The organism is Microbacterium sp. PI-SA-G, assembly GCF_057215335.1.
In genome coordinates, this window is the sequence record NZ_CM170103.1 from 2625558 (window position 1) to 2641649 (window position 16092).

A 16092-nucleotide genomic window follows, 5' to 3' on the forward strand; every position below is an offset into this window, starting at 1 on the left:
ATGACGGACAAGAACTTCGACGACACCCCTGAGAACACGCAGGGCGCAGCCGGAGTTCCGGAAGAGGGGTCGGACGTGAACGCGTCCGGCCCCCAGCCGGATCTCGGCAACCCCGACTCCTCCGAGGCTGCAGCCGCGGAGGGCTCGGACGAGACCCCCGTCGATGCAGCTGCCGACGACCTCACGGTCGACGACATCCTCGGCGCGACGCAGACCGGTGAGGCCGCGGCAGAGGACGCCGTGCTCGCCGACCTCGAGTCGACGCTGCTGAACGACCTCAAGCGCCTGCAGGCGGAGTACGCGAACTACCGCCGCCGCACCGAAGACCAGCGCCAGGTCGAGATCGAGCGCGCGAAGGGCGAGGCCGCCAAGGGCCTCGTCCCCGTGCTCGACGATCTCGACCGCGCCGCTCAGCACGGCGACCTCGTCGAGGGCACTCCCTTCGCCGCGATCGCCGACAAGGTGCGGGCGGTCGTGGAGCGGCTCGGCGTCGTCTCGTACGGCGCCGCGGGCGAGGACTTCGATCCGCAGCGCCACGAGGCGATCTTCCAGCAGCCGACTCCCGGGGCGGAGAAGGCCACGATCCTCGAGGTCGTCGAGGTGGGCTACCGCCTGGGCGATGTCGAGCTGCGTCCTGCGAAGGTCGTCGTCGCTGTCCCGGCCCAGTAGGCAGGTGATCAGTGGCTAGCCAGGACTGGTTCGACAAGGACTTCTACAAGACCCTCGGGGTCTCGAAGGACGTCAGCGCTGCCGATCTGAAGAAGACGTATCGCAAGCTCGCCCGCAAGTATCATCCGGACTCCAATCCGGGTGATGCGGCGGCCGAGGCGACGTTCAAGGAGATCAGCGAGGCCTACTCGGTCCTCAACGACGCCGAGCAGCGCAAGGAGTACGACGAGATCCGAGCGATGGGTTCGGGCGCGCGCTTCACGGCGAGCGGTTCGGGCGCAGGCGGGTTCGAAGACGTCTTCAGTCGCTACGGTCAGAGCCGGAGCGGACAGTCCGCCGACTTCGAGGACATCTTCGCGATGTTCAACCAGGGCCAGGGCGGATCCTTCGGGTCCGGCCGGTTCGGGCAGACGTCGGGCGGCTATCGCGGCTTCGGCGGTCCGCAGCGCGGGTCCGACGTCACCGCCCGCACCACGCTCGACTTCGTCACCGCGGTGCAGGGTGAGACGATCACGCTGCAGGGCGAAGACGGCAAGCCGTTCAAGGTGAAGATCCCGGCCGGGGTCGCCGACGGGCAGAAGATCCGCCTGCGCGGACGCGGCCGACCCTCGCCCGACGGCGGCGAGAGCGGCGACATCGTGGTGCAGATCGCGGTGCGCCCGCATCCGGTCTTCACCCGCGACGGGCTCAACCTGCGTGTGACGGTCCCCGTGACCTTCACCGAGGCCACACTCGGCGCGACCATCGAGGTCCCCACGCTCAGCGGCGACACCGTCAAGTTGCGCGTCGCCCCCGGCACTCCGTCGGGGCGCGTGCTGCGCGTCAAGGGACGCGGTGTCACGACCGCGAAGGGCTCGGGCGACCTGCTCGCCGAGCTCCAGGTGGCCGTGCCGTCGCACCTCGACGACGCCGCACGCGAGGCGCTCGAGAAGTTCCAGGCGCTCGAGCCGAACGAGAACCCGCGCGCCGATCTGATGGCGAAAGCACGTCGCTGATCATGCACGCGTCGATCACCGCGACACCGGGGGAGGAGGTGACCAGTCATGGTTGAACGCCGACTGGATGCCGACACCCCGGTGTTCGCGATCGCCGCGGCCGCCGAGCTCGCAGGCATGCATCCGCAGACCCTGCGTCAGTACGACCGCATCGGCCTCGTCGTGCCCGGGCGCACCACCGGTGGCTCGCGCCGCTATTCGCCCCGCAACATCGAGCAGCTCCGCGAGGTCGCCCAGCTCTCTGCGCAGGGGGTGAGCCTGCCCGCGATCGCGAAGCTGCTCGACCTCGAAGACGAGAACCGGATGCTGCGCCGCCGCGTCGCCGAGCTCGAAGCCGCCGTCCGCGCCGAGCGTGAGAACCGCCCCGGCGTGCGGGTGTTCGCGGCCGGATCCGCGGGCGTCGTGCCCGTGCCGAGCGGCCGCCGTCTGCGCCGCTCCACCGAGCTCATGCTTTGGAACCCGCGCGGCAACTGACGACCCGGTGTGTATCCTGTCAACTGTTAACAGGAGGTCACCGTGACGCAGAGTGTGAAGCGTGGAGAGTCCCTCGGCGCCCAAGTGGCCCGTCTGCTGCGGCAGCGCATCGTGCGAGGAGACCTCGCCCCGGGCGCCCGCATCACCGAAGAGGCGCTCGCCGAGGAGTTCGCCGTCAGCCGCGGCCCGATCCGCGACGCCCTCACGCAGCTGAGCTTCGAGAAGCTCGTCGAGGTGCAGCGTCCGCGGGGCGTGTACATCGTGGGCCTCGCGCCCGACGACGTGGAGCAGCTCTACAGTCTGCGCGGAGCACTGGAGCAGCTCGCGCTCTCCCGCGCCATGCGGGTCTCTGACGACGCGCGCTGGATCCCCATGTCCGAAGCGGTGGAGCGGATGGCGCGCGCGGCCGACGACGGCGACCACGCTGCGTTCGTGACCGCCGACCTCGACTTCCACTCGCAGATCTACGCCCTCGCCGACCACGCACGGCTCGAAGGCGCCTGGAATCAGTACCTGCCGACCTTCACCGCTCTGCTCGACGTCACCATCAACCACGACGAGGACCTGCACGAGTCGGCATCCGACCACGCACGCCTCATGCAGGTCATGCGCGGGGGCGATCCGGCCGAGGCGGCCGCCGTGCTCACCGCGCACCTCGACGGCGCGCGCGACCGCATGCTGAGCGAGATCAGCGAGTCGTAATTCAGCGAGTGATGCCGAGCCGGCGCCGCAGCACCCACGTGTTGCCGCTGTCGTCGTAGGTGTGGCGGAACTCGTCCAGCACCGCCTGCGCGAGCGCCAGCCCACGACCGCTCTCGCTCTCGGCATCCGGCATCGAGACGCCGTGCCAGTCGATCGAGGCGGGGGGCGCGGTGTCGACCAGCGTGGCGCGCAGCTCGTCCGACGAGGCGACGATGTCGACGGCGAGCGTCACCGGCGTGGTCGTGACGCCATGCTGCACCATGTTGGTGGTCACCTCGCTCACCGCGAGCGTGAACAGCGAGCGGTCGTCCTCCGGCACGTCGGGGGTCTGCGCCCACAGAGCGTCAAGCGCGTCGAGCACGCGGTCGACCAGGGCGAGCCCGGCGGGCCCGTCGATGTGGACGGTGCGGGAGTCAGTGACCATCGAACGCCGATTCCGGCGTGGGGTAGTCCCGCAGAACCCGGTCCAGGTTCGTCAGATTCAGCACGGTGCGCACGACATCGGGCACGGCCGCGATGCGCAGGTCCCCACCCGCCACCCGGGCGCTCTTGAGCCCTCCGACGAGAGCGCCCAGACCCGACGAGTCGACGAACTGCACGGCACCCATGTCGATCACGATACGGCTGTGCCCGGCGGCGATCAGGTCGCTCACCGCGTTGCGCAGCAGCGGCGCTCCCGTGGCGGTCAGTCGCCCGCCCAGTGCGATCACGGCGAAGCCGTCGCGCGTGTCAGTGTTCAGATCCATGGGTCTCCTTCTCGAGGATGTGAGCTGCAGGACCGCGGTACCGCGCGGCCTGGATGATGACGCTGAGCACGACGAGGTCGTAGACGACCCACGCCGTGTTCACCAGCGTGCCGGTGCCGTCGGCGGTGCCGAGGAAGACGCGGACGATGCCGATCACGAGCGCGATGCTGAGCATGACGATCGCGGTGAGCTGCGGCCAGATCTGACCCCACGGCACTCCGCGCGGGTCGCGGCCGTCCTTTCGCGTGACGGCGAACGAGAGCGGACGCCGGAAGACCACGTTCGCGAACGCCGTGGTGCAGGCGCGGATCCACACCGGGAACAGCGCGAGCGAATACTGCTGCCCACGCCAGGTGCGCATGCCCTTCGCGACGACGAGGAAGAGCAGCTGATTCACCACGAAATACGGCAGGAATCGCACGAAGAAGTCGACCGACCACGCCGTCACCGGCAGCACGCCGAAGACGAGATAGACCACCGGCGCGGTCAGATACACGATCGCGGCGAACCCCGACAGGTAGCTCCACATCGTGGCGAAGTACATCAGCCGCTGCCCGAACGACAGCCCGCGCTTGAGGAGCGGGTTGTCGCGCAGCATGACCTGCAGGGTGCCCTGCGCCCAGCGCAGGCGCTGGGTGAGCATGGTGCGCAGGTCTTCTGGCGCGAGGCCCTGCGCGAGGATCTCGTGGTGGTAGACGCTGCGCCAGCCGAGCGCGTGCAGCTGCATCGCGGTCGCCATGTCCTCTGTGACCGAGATGGTGGCCAGGGGCAGGATCGGCTGCGCCTCGCCACCGCGGTCGAGCCGCAGGGCGTCGAGCAGCGCGCGCACCGCATCGAGTGCGGTGATGGGCGAGAGGTCGGATGCTGCGAGAGCAGCGAGTCCCTCCTCGTCGACGACCACCGCGTCGAGCTCGGCGTCGTGTGCGATCGGCAGCGCGCCCAGCTCTTCGAGGTCGGCGCGGATTCCGGCGAGGTCCTGAGCGAGGAGGATCCGCGACGCCTGATCGACGGACTGCCGCACGCGGTCGGCGACGTCCGACACCCGTGCTCCCGCGGCGAGCTCGCGGGCGCCCTGGCGGATCGAGATCTGCAGGGCGCCGAGCTCGCGCGCGAGGTTCGGGTCGGCGGCGGAGCGGATCTCCTTCGCGATCATCAGCTCCGAGGTGCGCAGGGCGCGTGCTGCCGAGTCGGTGACCTCGCGCACGTAGCCGATGATGCCCAGCTGCATCAGCGCCTCGCGGCGCAGCACCGCGTTCGATCCGCAGAAGAAGGCCGCGTTCCAGCCGTCCTTCCCCTGCTGGATCGGACCGTAGAAGAGCGGGGCCTGGCTGCCGAGCGGATCGGCCTCGTCGACGTTCACGAACCACTGCGGCGTCTGCACGACCGACACCTGGGGGTCGTCGGCGAAGTAGCCCAGCGTGCGGTGCAGGATCAGCGGGTCGGGGATCTGATCGGCGTCGAGGATCAGCAGGAACTCGCCGTCGGTCTCGAACAGCGCGCTGTTGAGGTTGCCCGCCTTCGCGTGCCGCGGCTTGCCCGTCCAGTCGTCCGAGCGGGTGAGGTAGCCGACGCCGGCCTCGCGCGCGGCGGCCTCGAGTTCGGGCCGCGACCCGTCGTCGAGCACCCAGGTGGTGTGCGGGTAGGCGATCCGCGCCGCGGCGCGTGCGGTTGTCATCACCAGCTCGATCGGCTCGTCGTAGGTCGTGATGAACACGTCGACGGTTCCCTGCGGTGGCGACACGGGAGCAGGGCGCTCCTTGGCGCGCCACATCGTCGAGCAGAACAGGATGGTGTCGATCAGGCTGTACGTCTCGGCGATCACGAGCGGCACCGCGATCCACCACGCCGACCAGTTCACCGATTCGAGCCAGCGCCAGGTGACGTAGTTCACACCGAGCAGGACCGAGAGGAGGGCGAGGACGCGGATCGTCGCAAACCGCGCGGTCATCGGTCCCTCCGGACCACGACCACGGTGATGTCGTCGGTGGCGCGGTCGTCGTCGGCCAGGCGCAGCGCCTCGCGGATGGCGCCGTCGGGGCCGAGCGCGGTCAGCACCCGGTAGACGTGCGCGAACGGGTCGTCCGCGTCGAGCACATCGAGCAGGCCGTCGCTGCAGCAGACGAACGCGTCGCCCGGTTCGAGGCGGCTGAAGCGCGGCTCGCGGATCTCAGGCGGCTGCAGGCCCATGCCCATGCCCAGCGGCAGGCTCGTCGAGCGCAGGTGCTCCCACGACCCGTCGGCACGCAGGATGAACGCCAGGCTGTGTCCGGCGTCGATCACCTCGAGCTCGCCCGTGTCGGGCTGCAGCTCGGCGTGCACGGCGGTCACGAACATCGCCGTGTCGGCCAGGTCCTCCTCGAGCAGGCGGTCCGCGTCGGCGATCGCCTCCTGCAGGGAGCGGTCGGGGGCCGTGCGCAGCGAGGCCCGCACGCTGGCGGCGATCAGTGCCGGACCCGTGCCCTTGCCCATCGCGTCGGCGAGGGTGATGCGCAGGGCGCCGCGGTGCAGTCCGAGGTCGTAGAAGTCGCCCGCGAGGCGACCGCGCGAGACGGCGCCGCCCGCGATCGTGTAGCCGGGGACGACGGGATGCGCGTGCGGGCGCAGTGCGCTCTGGATCACGGCGGCGTGATCGAGCTCGGCATCGTTGGCCAGCTCGGTCTGCACCCAGAAGGCCAGGTCGCGCAGCAGCCCGCGCTGCGCCTCCGACAGCGTGTGCGGCTCGGTGTCGAGCACGCAGAGGGTGCCGATCGGCTCGCCCCCGGGCGCGTGCAGGGGGTGGCCCGCGTAGAAGCGCAGATGCGGGTCGCCGATCACGAACGGGTTGTCGGCGAACAGGTCCGTCGTGCTGGCATCCTCGATGATGACCGTGCGGTCCTGACTCACCGTGTAGTCGCAGAAGGAATCCTGCCGGGGTGCCTCGGAACCGCCGAGTCCGATCTCGGTCTTGCGCCACTGCCGGTCGCGATCGAGGAGCGAGACGCTCACCATGGGCACGCCGAACATCTCTTTGGCCAGTCGTGCCACTCGATCAATGCGCTCATCGCGCGGTGTGTCGAGGATCCCCAGTTCCTCGAGCGCTTCCTGTCGTCTTCGCTCGTCGAACATCTGCCGCCCTCCAGGGTCGATCCCATCCTGTCACGGGGCGGGCCGCGAGGACGGGAACGCCGAGAGCACTACCAGTGTTGACTGTTAACAGTCAACACTGGTAGCCTCAGGGCGTCGACAACACGGTCGACCCACGTAGAGGAGCAAAGATGCCCCGCAAGCGCATCACCCGGGCGGCCGCAGCGATCGCCGCCCTCGCCGCCACCGCACTCGTCCTGTCCGCCTGCACGAAGGTCGACGAGAGCCCGGAGGCAGAGTCGACGTTCCCCGAGAACGACATCCGACTGATCATCCAGGCCAACCCCGGCGGCGGCTCCGACCTGTCGTCGCGCGCCCTCGCGACCGAGCTCGAGAAGATCCTCGGCGTCAGCATCATCCCCGAGAACATGCCGGGTGCCGCCGGCGCGCTCGCGATGGAGTACGTCGGCTCGCAGGACCCCGACGGCTACGTGATCGGCTTCGCTCCGGTCGAGATCGCCATGCTGAACACCACCCAGGGCGCGAACGTCATGCCCGAGGACTTCGACCTCCTCGGTCAGATCATGCTCGCCCCCGGTGTCATCACCGTGGGCGCGAACAGCGGCATCGAGACCCTCGAAGACCTCGTCGCCCAGGCCGGGAGCGGCGCCGTCACGGTCGCCAACTCCGGTGCGGGCTCGATCTGGGAGGCCGCGACCATCGGCCTCGGCACCGCCACCGACGCGACCTTCACCCCGGTTCCCTACGACGGTGGTGCGACCGCCGTCGCGGCCGCCGCATCCGGCGAGACCGTCGCCGCCGTCTCGGGCCTGGGTGAGGCACTCGCGCAGGGCGAGGCCGTGCGCATCCTCGCGGTCATGAACGACGAGCGTCACCCCGACGCCGAAGATGTCGAGACCGTCGAAGAGGCCATCGGTGAAGACGTGGTCTTCGGCGGCTGGGGCGGCATCTACGCCCCGAAGGGTCTGCCCGACGACGTGAAGAGCGAGCTCGAGGCCGCTGTCAAGGAAGCCGTCGAGTCCGACACCTACCAGCAGTTCCAGGCAGACGCGGGCAACCTGGTCGTCTACCGCGACTCCGCCGAGTGGACCACCTTCGTCGACGAGCAGTTCGCGCTGTTCCAGGACCTCCTGGGCTGAGACCCGGTCGACAACGCTGCGGGGCCGGGCTCATCACCGGCCCCGCAGCGCTTTCCGCCCACCTCTCAGACCACGGAAGGAGCATTATGTCGAACCCCGACATCGCGGAGCAGGACGAGCATCAGGGCGCCCCCGCCTCGAAGGCGATCGAGATCGCCTTCGGCGCCGTCGCGCTGGCCTTCTCGGCCGGCTACGTCTTCCTCACCACCCAGATCCCGCTGCGCCGCGAGGCGGCCCCCGGCCAGATCGACGCCCGCTTCTGGCCGATGGTGATCGGCGTCACCGCCGTCGTCATCGCCCTCATCCTCCTCGCCCGCGCCGTCACCCGTCCCGCCCCGGGCCGTGAGGACCTCGACCGCATCCAGTCCGGCGGCGTCTTCCGCGTGGTCGCCACGCTCGTGATCACCATCGCCTTCGTCGCGGTGTGGTCGCTGAGCACCGTCATCCTGTTCGGCTACCGCATCGAGGTCTTCCCCGTCGCCGCCGCCGTGCTCATGGCCGCCCTCATGCTCCTCTACGGCCACCGCCGCTGGCTGAGCCTGATCATCTACACCGTCGCCCTGACCGCGTTCATCTACGTCGTGTTCGGCATGCTCCTGAGGATTCCGCTGTGAACGCACTCATGGAGGGGCTGAACTCGCTCCTCGACATCTCGATCCTGCTGTATATGCTCGTCGGGCTGCTGCTCGGCTTCATGGTCGGCGCCTTCCCCGGCATCACCGCGACCATGGCCGTCGCGCTCGCCGCAGGCTTCACGCTCACCCTCGAACCCGTGCAGGGTCTCGCGGTGCTGCTGACCATCTACGTCGCGGCGAACTTCGGCGACCGGGTGCCGTCGATCCTGATCAACACCCCGGGAACCCCCGCCTCCATCGCCACCACCCTCGACGGGTATCCGATGGCCAAACAGGGGCGCGCCGGGCTCGCGCTGACGATCTCGGCGATCGTGTCGGCCGTCGGCATCCTGGCGTCCCTCGTGCTGTTCGCGGTCGCCGCCGTGCCGATCGCCAGCTTCGCCCGCGACTACTTCAAATCGCCCGAGCTGTTCGCGCTCGTGATCTTCGGCATCTCGATCATGATCGGCATCTCGTCGAAGTCGATGCTCAAGGGCATCCTGGCCGGACTCTTCGGTCTGATGCTCGGCACCGTCGGCACCTACGCCGCCACTGCCGACCAGCGCTTCACGTTCGGGGTGCTCGAGCTCGTCGAAGGCGTGAACTTCATCGCCGTGATCATCGGGCTGTTCGGCATCGCCGAACTCTTCGACCAGCTGCTGACGTACCGCAAGTCGAACGTGCGCCCCATCTCGAGCCTCGGCCGCTGGTGGCCGAACCGCGCCGAGCTCAAGCAGAGCGGCCGTGCGACCGCGGTCGGCGGAGCGGTCGGACTCGGCGTGGGACTCATCCCCGCGGCCGGCGGCGACATCGCCGGACTCATCGGATGGGAGCGCGCACGCAAGGCGTCGAAGCACCCCGAGATGTTCGGCAAGGGCTCGATCGAGGGCGTCGCGGCATCCGACACCGCCTCCAGCGCCACGCTCGGCGGATCCCTCACCACCACGATGGCGCTCGGCATCCCCGGCGACTCGGTCATGGCGGTGATGATCGGCTCGATGATCATCTGGGGAATCACCCCCGGCCCGACGCTGTTCACCAACCGGCCCGACCTCGTCGTGTCGATCGTGGGCATCATGCTCATCGCGACCCTCCTGTCGCTCGCCCTGAGCCTCGTGCGCATGAAGGGCATGGTGAAGCTGCTCGACGTGCCGCAGCCGTACCTGTGGAGCGGCATCCTGATCTTCTGCATCATCGGCACCTACGCCACCTCGAACAGCCTGTCGACCGTGCTCACGATGCTCGTGTTCGGCGTCGTCGGCGTGCTGCTCAAGCGCCTACAGGTGCCGGCCGGTCCGATCGTGCTGGGACTGCTGCTCGGACCTCTCGCCGAGGAGAACCTCGCCCGCACGCTGGCGATCCTCCCCACGCGCCCGTTCTTCGAGGTCGTCAGCCCGATCGCGATCGTGCTGCTCGCGCTGGCCGTCCTGTCGATCGTGATGCCGGCGATCCGGGCCGCCCGCAAGCCCCGCGACAAGCGCGCCTCGCTCGCCGACTCGATCCTCGCCGACGACACCGTCGCGCAGATCGAGAAGGCGCACGACGAGCTCGCCGCTCAGCCCGACCTGCTGACCTCGACGGTGCGAAACGTTGCTGCGCCCAAGACCGGCAAGCCCAAGAAGAACTCCAAGGAGAACAAGAAGTGACCCGTTACGACATCCTGACCGCCGTCCCCACCGCGTTCCATCGCGACGGGAGCCTCGACCTCGAGGGCTCGCGGGCGATCTTCCGTTTCGTCGGAGAATCGGGCAACGAGGGCGCCTTCATCCTCGGCACCACGGGGGAGTTCCCCGCGGTCGACGTGGCGGAGTTCACCGACCTGGTCGGCGCCGCGGTCGCCGAGCTCGCCGATCGCATGCGGGTGATCGTGCATGTCGGTCAGCCGAGCACCTTCGAGGCCGTTCGCCTCGTCGAGATCGCGAAGGGTCTCGGAGCGACCGAGTTCGCCGCCCTCACTCCGTACTACCTGAAGTCGACCGAGGAGTCGATCTTCGGGTACTACCAGGCGGTGTCGGATGCCGTGGGCGACGGGCGCCTCTACGTCTACATCTACCCGGCACGCAGCGGCAACACCGTCTCGCCCGAACTGCTCGTGCGTCTGGCGGGTCTGCCGAACGTCGTCGGTGCGAAGGTGAGCGAGCTGTCGCTCGACGAGATCGCCGCGTACCGCGCCGCCGTGCCCGCCGACTTCGAGCTGTACACCGGTGCCGACCGCGATCTGATCGCCGCGGTCGACGCGGGCGCCCAGGGCGTCGTCTCGGGCGTCTCGTCGGTCACGCCGAAGCCCTTTCGCGCGCTGGCCGACGCCGGCCGCTCGGGCGATGCCGCAGCCATCGCCGCCGCGCAGACAGCCGTCGACGACGTGGTGTCGCTGATCGGCGGCGACATGGCCCGCATGAAGGAGGCCTACCGCGTGCTCGACGTGGTCGACACGCACTGCCGCATGGCGATCGCCGAGCCGACCGACGACGAGCGCGCCGCCGTGGCGCAGGTGGTCGCCGCGCACCGCTGAGAGACGAGTACGCAGAACGCGAATGCCGCGGCCCCTTCGGGGGTCGCGGCATTCGTCGTTTCTGCGGTTTCACGAATGAAATAGTTACGTAACCATTTTTCCTTGACACCGTTCAAACAGGCGGGATACGGTAGCGAAATCGATTTCACGCACCCGAGCGAGAGATCGCATGCATCGTCGCAAAGTACTTGCTGCCCAAAGGAGTGAACAGTGAAGTCGAACCACGCACACCCGTCCCGCCGCGCCCGTGCGCTGCGGATCACCGGCATCGCCGCCGTCGCCGCCCTCGCCCTCGCCGGTTGCGCCGGCGGAAGCGACTCCGGTGACGGCGGAGAAGCCGCCGGAGGAGAGCTCACGTTCTCCAACTGGCAGTTCCTGGAAGACGGCAAGGGCCCCATCATCTGGGACGCCGTCAAGGGATACACCGGACCCGACGACAACATCGAGCTGGCCAAGGTCGAGATCCCGTTCGCCAACTACGCCGACAAGCTCAGCACCGAGCTCGGCGCCGGCGGCGGACCCGACGTGATGGTCTTGCAGGACAGCCAGTTCGCCTCGCTGGTGGATGCCGGCGTGCTCGAGCCTCTCGACGACATTGCCGACGAGTTCGGCGACGACCTGAACGCCACCAACGAGGCGGGCTTCTTCCAGGACGGCCAGTACGGCTTCAACTGGGAGCGCCCCACCTACAACACGGTGATCTACAACAAGGACGTGTTCGCCCAACTCGGACTCGAGGCCCCGACCACGTTCGAGGAGTTCCTCACCACCGCTGAGACCATCAACACCGAGCTCGGCATCGCCGGGTGGGCGGGCCGCCACCAGACCGCCGAGATCGACGGCTGGACGCTCGAGATGGCCAACTGGATCTACGGATTCGGCGGCGAGCTCAGCGACGGCGAGAAGCTCACGATCGACAAGGCCGAGAACGTCGAGGCGGTCGAGTCGTTCCTCGAGACCTTCGCGTCGGGCGTCGCCCCGATCGGTGATGACGCCTCGACCTTCCGTGCCAAGTTCGGCCAGGGCCAGGTCGGGATGCTGTTCGAGAACTCCGGCGTCGCGACGACCATCACCAGCAACCCCGACAACGTGGTCACCGGTGAGAACCTCGGCGCAGCCCCGCTGCCGATGGCGAACGCGGGCTCGAACTCGCAGCTGATCATCGCCGTCAACGCGAACAGCGACAACAAGGAGGCCGCGAAGGACTTCGTGCGCTGGGTGCTGAGCGAAGAGGGTCAGACCGCGATCCGCGCCGGTCTCGGTGCCTCGGCCATGGCGACCGACGTCGAGCCCGACGCCGAGTTCCTCGCCGCCAACCCGTGGGCGACGCAGTTCCTCGAGGCGGCGAAGACCTCGAAGTCGACGCTGGTCGAGGGCTTCGAGACCGAGAGCAAGCTCGTCTGGCGTGAGGTGCTCACCGCGGTCGAGGACCTGCGGGTCAACGGCGGCGACGTGAAGACCAAGCTCGCCGACGTGCAGACGGCGCTCGAAGCCGAACTCGGCTGAGAGCCCTCCCGAAAGGACCCCGGCCATGGCCACCCCCACCCTCGAGGCGCACCGCACCGTGCCCCGCGCGAGTCCGCCCCGGCGGCCGCGCGGGAGCGGGGCAGTCGGACGCTTCATCGAACGCAACGGCGCCTACCTCTTCCTGTTCCCGGCGGTGATCTACCTCGCGGTCTTCACGGTCTTCCCGCTGATCCGCGGCGTGATGCTGTCGTTCACGGCCACCAAGCTCGTGAATCCCTCGGGCGGACGCGGCGTCGGCGTCGAGAACTACGAGTATCTGCTGAGCAGCGACCGGTTCTGGTCGTCGGTCGTCACGACCCTGCTGTACACGCTGTTCACGGTGATCTTCTCGGTGGGAATCGGCACGGCCGGGGCCCTGCTGCTCAACACGTCGTTCAAGGGTCGCGGCATCGTCCGCGCGATCGCCACGATTCCGTGGGCCGTTCCGACGGTCGCCGCGGCCCTCATCTTCGTGTGGATCTACAACAACGAGCAGGGCATCCTCAACCGCACCACCTCGGCGCTCGGGATGGGGCAGCACGGCTGGCTCGTCGATCCGCAGTACGGACTCTTCGCCGTGACGCTCGCCACGGTGTGGAAGCTCACCCCGCTGGTGATGCTCGTCATGCTGAGCGCTCTGCAGAGCGTGCCGCAGGAGCTGCGCGAGGCGACCTGGGTCGACGGCGCGACGCGGTTCCAGTCGTTCCGGGCGGTCACCCTGCCGCACCTCATGCCGACCCTCCGGGTGATCACGCTGCTGATGACGATCTGGTCGATCCGACGGTTCGAGATCATCTTCCTCATCACCGGCGGCGGTCCGCTCGACGTCACCAACACGCTCGTCGTGAACGTCTACCGCACCGCCTTCCAGGACCAGAACCTCGGTCGAGCCGCCGCCATCGGCGCCCTCGGGCTCGTGCTGTCGCTGCTGGTCACCGTCGTGTACTTCATCGTCGAGCAGATCCAGGAACGTCAGGAGAGCCAGCGATGACCACCATGCGCATCCCCACCGACCTCCCGCGCCGACGCGGCGTCGGAGCCCGGTTCGGCAGCCTGGGCAAGGCGGTGCTGATCACCCTGCTCGTGGTCTTCGCCGGCTTCCCCGTGTACTGGATGCTGGGCACCTCGCTCGGCACGGAGACCTCGCTGTACCGCGACGGTCAGCCGTTGGTCCCCGAGGTCCAGAACATCGGCCAGTGGGGCGGCTTCCTCGCCGACATCCCGATCTTCCGCTGGCTCGGCAACTCGTTCGTGATCGCGGCGGGAACGACGATCCTCAGCCTGGTGCTCGCGACCATGGCCGCCTACGCGCTCAGCCGCTATCGCTTCCACGGTCGCGGGATCGCCGGGTTCCTGTTCTTCAGCACGCAGATGCTGCCCGAGGCGCTCATCATCGTGCCGCTCTATGCGATCTTCGCCGGGGCGGGACTGCTGAACAGCCACTGGGGTCTCGTGCTCGCCGACACCGCGTTCGTGATGCCGGTCGCGATGTTCATCATCAAGAGCGGGATCGACAAGATCCCCTATGAGATCGAGGAGTCCGCGCGCATCGACGGATGCTCGCGCCTGCGCATCCTCACGACCATCGTGCTGCCGCTGATCATGCCGAGCATCGCCGCCGCCGCCGTGATCGCGTTCTTCGACGGCTGGAACGAGTTCATGTTCGCGAACACGTTCATCTCGTCGTCGGAGCTGTGGCCGGCATCCGTGGGGCTGTCGTCGTTCCTCGGGCAGTTCTACACCCCCATGAACGTCGTGATGTTCTGCGCGCTGCTGTTCGCGCTGCCCGCGATCATCTTCTTCCTGTGGGCGCAGCGGGGCATCGTGTCCGGGCTCACCGCAGGATCCGTCAAGGGCTGAGCGCCCTGCAATCTGGAGTATCGACATATGTCTGAAGGATTCGATCCGCTGTTCTCGGTCGCCGGGAAGGTGGTGCTCGTCACCGGCGGCTTCGGCCAGATCGGGGCGGAGTTCGTCAAAGCCCTCCATGCCCGCGGGGCTCGGGTCGCCGTGACCTCGCGCAACGCCGTCGAGGATCCGGCCGCCCGGCTCGGCCTCGACGACGACGGCACGCTGCTCGCCGTGACCATGGACATCACCGACAAGGCCAGCGTCGAGGCCGGTCTCGACCGGATCGTCGCGACCTGGGGGGTACCGACCGTCGTCGTCAACAACGCCGGCATCGACACGCAGCCCAGCGCGCCGCCCGAGGTCTCCGGACCGTTCGAGGACTTCCCGGTCGAGGTGTTCCGCGAGGTCGTCGACACCAACCTGGTCGGCACCTTCCTGGTGACGCAGGCGACCGGTCGGCGCATGCGCGAGGCCGGGCTGTCGGGGTCGATCGTGAACGTCGGGTCGATCTACGGAATGCTCTCGCCCATCCAGGACATCTACGCCTACAAGGGCGAGCAGACCGGGGTGCCGTTCATCAAGCCGGTCGCGTACTCGGCGGCGAAGTCGGGCCTGTACAACCTGACGCGCTACTGCGCCACGTACTGGGGGCGCACCGGCATCCGGGTCAACACGCTCACGCCGTCGGGCGTGCGTCGTGACACGCAGGACGCCACGTTCCAGGCGAACTACACCGCCCGCATGCCGATCGGGCGCATGGCGGAGGCCGACGAGTTCAACGGCGCGCTGCTCTTCCTCGCGTCGGAGGCGTCGACCTACGTGACCGGCTCGAACCTCGTCGTGGACGGCGGGTGGACCGCATGGTGACCGACCTGCTCGGCGACCGTCTGTTCACGGCCGCGGTCACCCCCATGCACGCCGACGAGAGCGTCGACCACGAGGCGCTCGCCGCGATGCTCGACAGCGACATCCGCCGCGGCGTCGAAGGACTCTACGTCTGCGGCTCCTCGGGCGAGGGCGTGCTGCTGTCGGCGGCCGAGCGGATCGCGATCGCCGAGACCGCGGTCACCGCCGCGGCTGGGCGCGTGCCGGTCGTGTCGCACGTCGGCGCGATGTCGACCGGCGAGGCGATCCGCATCGCGAGCGCGGCGAAGGACTCCGGCGTCGGCGCGATCTCGATGATCCCCCCGCTGTACTACGGCTACGCGACCGCTGACGTCGTGCGGCACTTCCGACGGGTGATCGACGCGGTCGATGTGCCGTTCGTGCTCTACAACATCCCGCAGTTCACCGGGCGCGACATCTCGGAGGGCGGCTTCGACGAGCTGCTCGAGCTGCCGCAGGTCGTGGGCGTCAAGCACACCTCACGCAACCTCTATGGCGCCGAGCGCCTTGTGCAGCGCTACCCCGCGGTGACGCTCATCAACGGGTTCGACGAGTTCTACCTGCCCGCGCTCTCGATCGGAGCACGCGGAGCCATCGGCACCACCGTGGCGCTGCAGATCGACCTGTTCCGGTCGCTGCGACGACGGTTCGAGGCGAACGACCTCGCCGGAGCACGCGCCGTGCAGGTGCGCATCAACGACACCGTCGAGGCGATGGTCGCGGTCGGCGTCTTCGGCGCAGCGAAGTACCTGAACGGCAAGAACTCGGTGGCGTTGGGCGAGTGCCGGTCGCCGCTGCCGGCGTTGGATGACGCCGGGCGCGCTCGTCTCGATGAGGTGTACGAACGCCTGCAGGCGCACATCGCCGTCACCGCCGAGGAGGATGCGCTCCGCTGAGGTGCACTCCGCTGAGGTG

The 16092-nt window shown here is 68.7% G+C and carries 17 protein-coding genes; 13 read left to right on the top strand and 4 right to left on the bottom strand.

The window, feature by feature from the left end:
- From AC2D10_RS12925 to AC2D10_RS12940, 4 genes are read left to right on the top strand one after another with little or no spacing between them, the layout of a single operon-like run.
- Positions 1–669 (top strand): nucleotide exchange factor GrpE, encoded by a 669-nt coding sequence (locus AC2D10_RS12925; protein ID WP_484708222.1) that lies wholly within the window; start codon positions 1–3, stop codon positions 667–669.
- Positions 670–680: 11 nt separating this feature from the next.
- Positions 681–1664 (top strand): DnaJ C-terminal domain-containing protein, encoded by a 984-nt coding sequence (locus AC2D10_RS12930; protein WP_484708224.1) that lies wholly within the window; start codon positions 681–683, stop codon positions 1662–1664.
- Positions 1665–1712: 48 nt separating this feature from the next.
- Positions 1713–2138, top strand: coding sequence for a heat shock protein transcriptional repressor HspR (locus tag AC2D10_RS12935; RefSeq protein WP_484708226.1), 426 nt, complete (start codon positions 1713–1715; stop codon positions 2136–2138).
- Between the two features lie 42 nt (positions 2139–2180).
- Positions 2181–2840, top strand: coding sequence for a GntR family transcriptional regulator (locus tag AC2D10_RS12940; protein WP_484708227.1), 660 nt, complete (start codon positions 2181–2183; stop codon positions 2838–2840).
- A 1-nt stretch (position 2841) separates the two neighbouring features.
- Here AC2D10_RS12940 and AC2D10_RS12945 read toward each other — a convergent pair whose 3' ends face one another.
- From AC2D10_RS12945 to AC2D10_RS12960, 4 genes are read right to left on the bottom strand one after another with little or no spacing between them, the layout of a single operon-like run.
- Positions 2842–3264: an ATP-binding protein gene (locus AC2D10_RS12945; RefSeq protein WP_484708228.1), complete on the bottom strand. Its 423-nt coding sequence runs from the start codon at positions 3262–3264 to the stop codon at positions 2842–2844.
- Positions 3254–3586, bottom strand: coding sequence for an STAS domain-containing protein (locus AC2D10_RS12950; RefSeq protein ID WP_484708229.1), 333 nt, complete (start codon positions 3584–3586; stop codon positions 3254–3256). The genes AC2D10_RS12945 and AC2D10_RS12950 overlap by 11 nt, the downstream gene beginning before the upstream one ends.
- The gene (locus AC2D10_RS12955; RefSeq protein WP_484708230.1) at positions 3570–5534 is read right to left on the bottom strand and encodes a glycosyltransferase family 2 protein; all 1965 of its coding nucleotides are present in this window, start codon (positions 5532–5534) and stop codon (positions 3570–3572) included. Before AC2D10_RS12955 ends, AC2D10_RS12950 begins: the two co-directional genes overlap by 17 nt.
- Positions 5531–6691 (bottom strand): PP2C family protein-serine/threonine phosphatase, encoded by a 1161-nt coding sequence (locus AC2D10_RS12960; protein WP_484708231.1) that lies wholly within the window; start codon positions 6689–6691, stop codon positions 5531–5533. The genes AC2D10_RS12955 and AC2D10_RS12960 overlap by 4 nt, the downstream gene beginning before the upstream one ends.
- A gap of 149 nt (positions 6692–6840) precedes the next feature.
- Between AC2D10_RS12960 and AC2D10_RS12965 the strand changes: the two genes are divergently transcribed.
- The 9 genes from AC2D10_RS12965 (at position 6841) to AC2D10_RS13005 (ending at position 16073) form a co-directional block, all read left to right on the top strand.
- Complete coding sequence (locus AC2D10_RS12965; protein WP_484708233.1) at positions 6841–7809, top strand: tripartite tricarboxylate transporter substrate binding protein; 969 nt, start codon at positions 6841–6843, stop codon at positions 7807–7809.
- A gap of 86 nt (positions 7810–7895) precedes the next feature.
- Positions 7896–8423: a tripartite tricarboxylate transporter TctB family protein gene (locus tag AC2D10_RS12970; protein WP_484708235.1), complete on the top strand. Its 528-nt coding sequence runs from the start codon at positions 7896–7898 to the stop codon at positions 8421–8423.
- Positions 8420–10069 (top strand): tripartite tricarboxylate transporter permease, encoded by a 1650-nt coding sequence (locus AC2D10_RS12975; protein WP_484708237.1) that lies wholly within the window; start codon positions 8420–8422, stop codon positions 10067–10069. The genes AC2D10_RS12970 and AC2D10_RS12975 overlap by 4 nt, the downstream gene beginning before the upstream one ends.
- Positions 10066–10935 carry a dihydrodipicolinate synthase family protein gene (locus tag AC2D10_RS12980; protein WP_484708238.1) on the top strand — a complete coding sequence of 290 codons (870 nt, stop codon included), beginning with the start codon at positions 10066–10068 and terminating at the stop codon, positions 10933–10935. The genes AC2D10_RS12975 and AC2D10_RS12980 overlap by 4 nt, the downstream gene beginning before the upstream one ends.
- A 210-nt stretch (positions 10936–11145) precedes the next feature.
- A complete protein-coding gene (locus AC2D10_RS12985; RefSeq protein ID WP_484708240.1) occupies positions 11146–12441 on the top strand; it encodes an ABC transporter substrate-binding protein in 1296 nt (431 codons plus the stop codon).
- A gap of 25 nt (positions 12442–12466) precedes the next feature.
- Entirely contained in the window at positions 12467–13432 is a 966-nt protein-coding gene (locus tag AC2D10_RS12990; protein ID WP_484708242.1) for a carbohydrate ABC transporter permease, read from the top strand.
- Entirely contained in the window at positions 13429–14301 is an 873-nt protein-coding gene (locus AC2D10_RS12995) for a carbohydrate ABC transporter permease (protein ID WP_484708245.1), read from the top strand. Before AC2D10_RS12990 ends, AC2D10_RS12995 begins: the two co-directional genes overlap by 4 nt.
- A 27-nt stretch (positions 14302–14328) precedes the next feature.
- Positions 14329–15159, top strand: coding sequence for an SDR family oxidoreductase (locus tag AC2D10_RS13000; RefSeq protein WP_484708247.1), 831 nt, complete (start codon positions 14329–14331; stop codon positions 15157–15159).
- Positions 15153–16073: a dihydrodipicolinate synthase family protein gene (locus tag AC2D10_RS13005; protein WP_484708248.1), complete on the top strand. Its 921-nt coding sequence runs from the start codon at positions 15153–15155 to the stop codon at positions 16071–16073. Before AC2D10_RS13000 ends, AC2D10_RS13005 begins: the two co-directional genes overlap by 7 nt.
- Positions 16074–16092 lie beyond the last annotated feature (19 nt).

Bases quoted from the DNA above. Each gene is read 5' to 3' on its own strand.
- AC2D10_RS12925 (WP_484708222.1), top strand. From the start codon at position 1: ATGACGGACAAGAACTTCGACGACACCCCTGAGAACACGCAGGGCGCA.
- AC2D10_RS12935 (WP_484708226.1), top strand. From the start codon at position 1,713: ATGGTTGAACGCCGACTGGATGCCGACACCCCGGTGTTCGCGATCGCC.
- AC2D10_RS12945 (WP_484708228.1), bottom strand. From the start codon at position 3,264: ATGGTCACTGACTCCCGCACCGTCCACATCGACGGGCCCGCCGGGCTC.
- AC2D10_RS12950 (WP_484708229.1), bottom strand. From the start codon at position 3,586: ATGGATCTGAACACTGACACGCGCGACGGCTTCGCCGTGATCGCACTG.
- AC2D10_RS12955 (WP_484708230.1), bottom strand. From the start codon at position 5,534: ATGACCGCGCGGTTTGCGACGATCCGCGTCCTCGCCCTCCTCTCGGTC.
- AC2D10_RS12960 (WP_484708231.1), bottom strand. From the start codon at position 6,691: ATGTTCGACGAGCGAAGACGACAGGAAGCGCTCGAGGAACTGGGGATC.
- AC2D10_RS12965 (WP_484708233.1), top strand. From the start codon at position 6,841: ATGCCCCGCAAGCGCATCACCCGGGCGGCCGCAGCGATCGCCGCCCTC.
- AC2D10_RS12970 (WP_484708235.1), top strand. From the start codon at position 7,896: ATGTCGAACCCCGACATCGCGGAGCAGGACGAGCATCAGGGCGCCCCC.
- AC2D10_RS12990 (WP_484708242.1), top strand. From the start codon at position 12,467: ATGGCCACCCCCACCCTCGAGGCGCACCGCACCGTGCCCCGCGCGAGT.
- AC2D10_RS12995 (WP_484708245.1), top strand. From the start codon at position 13,429: ATGACCACCATGCGCATCCCCACCGACCTCCCGCGCCGACGCGGCGTC.
- AC2D10_RS13000 (WP_484708247.1), top strand. From the start codon at position 14,329: ATGTCTGAAGGATTCGATCCGCTGTTCTCGGTCGCCGGGAAGGTGGTG.
- AC2D10_RS13005 (WP_484708248.1), top strand. From the start codon at position 15,153: ATGGTGACCGACCTGCTCGGCGACCGTCTGTTCACGGCCGCGGTCACC.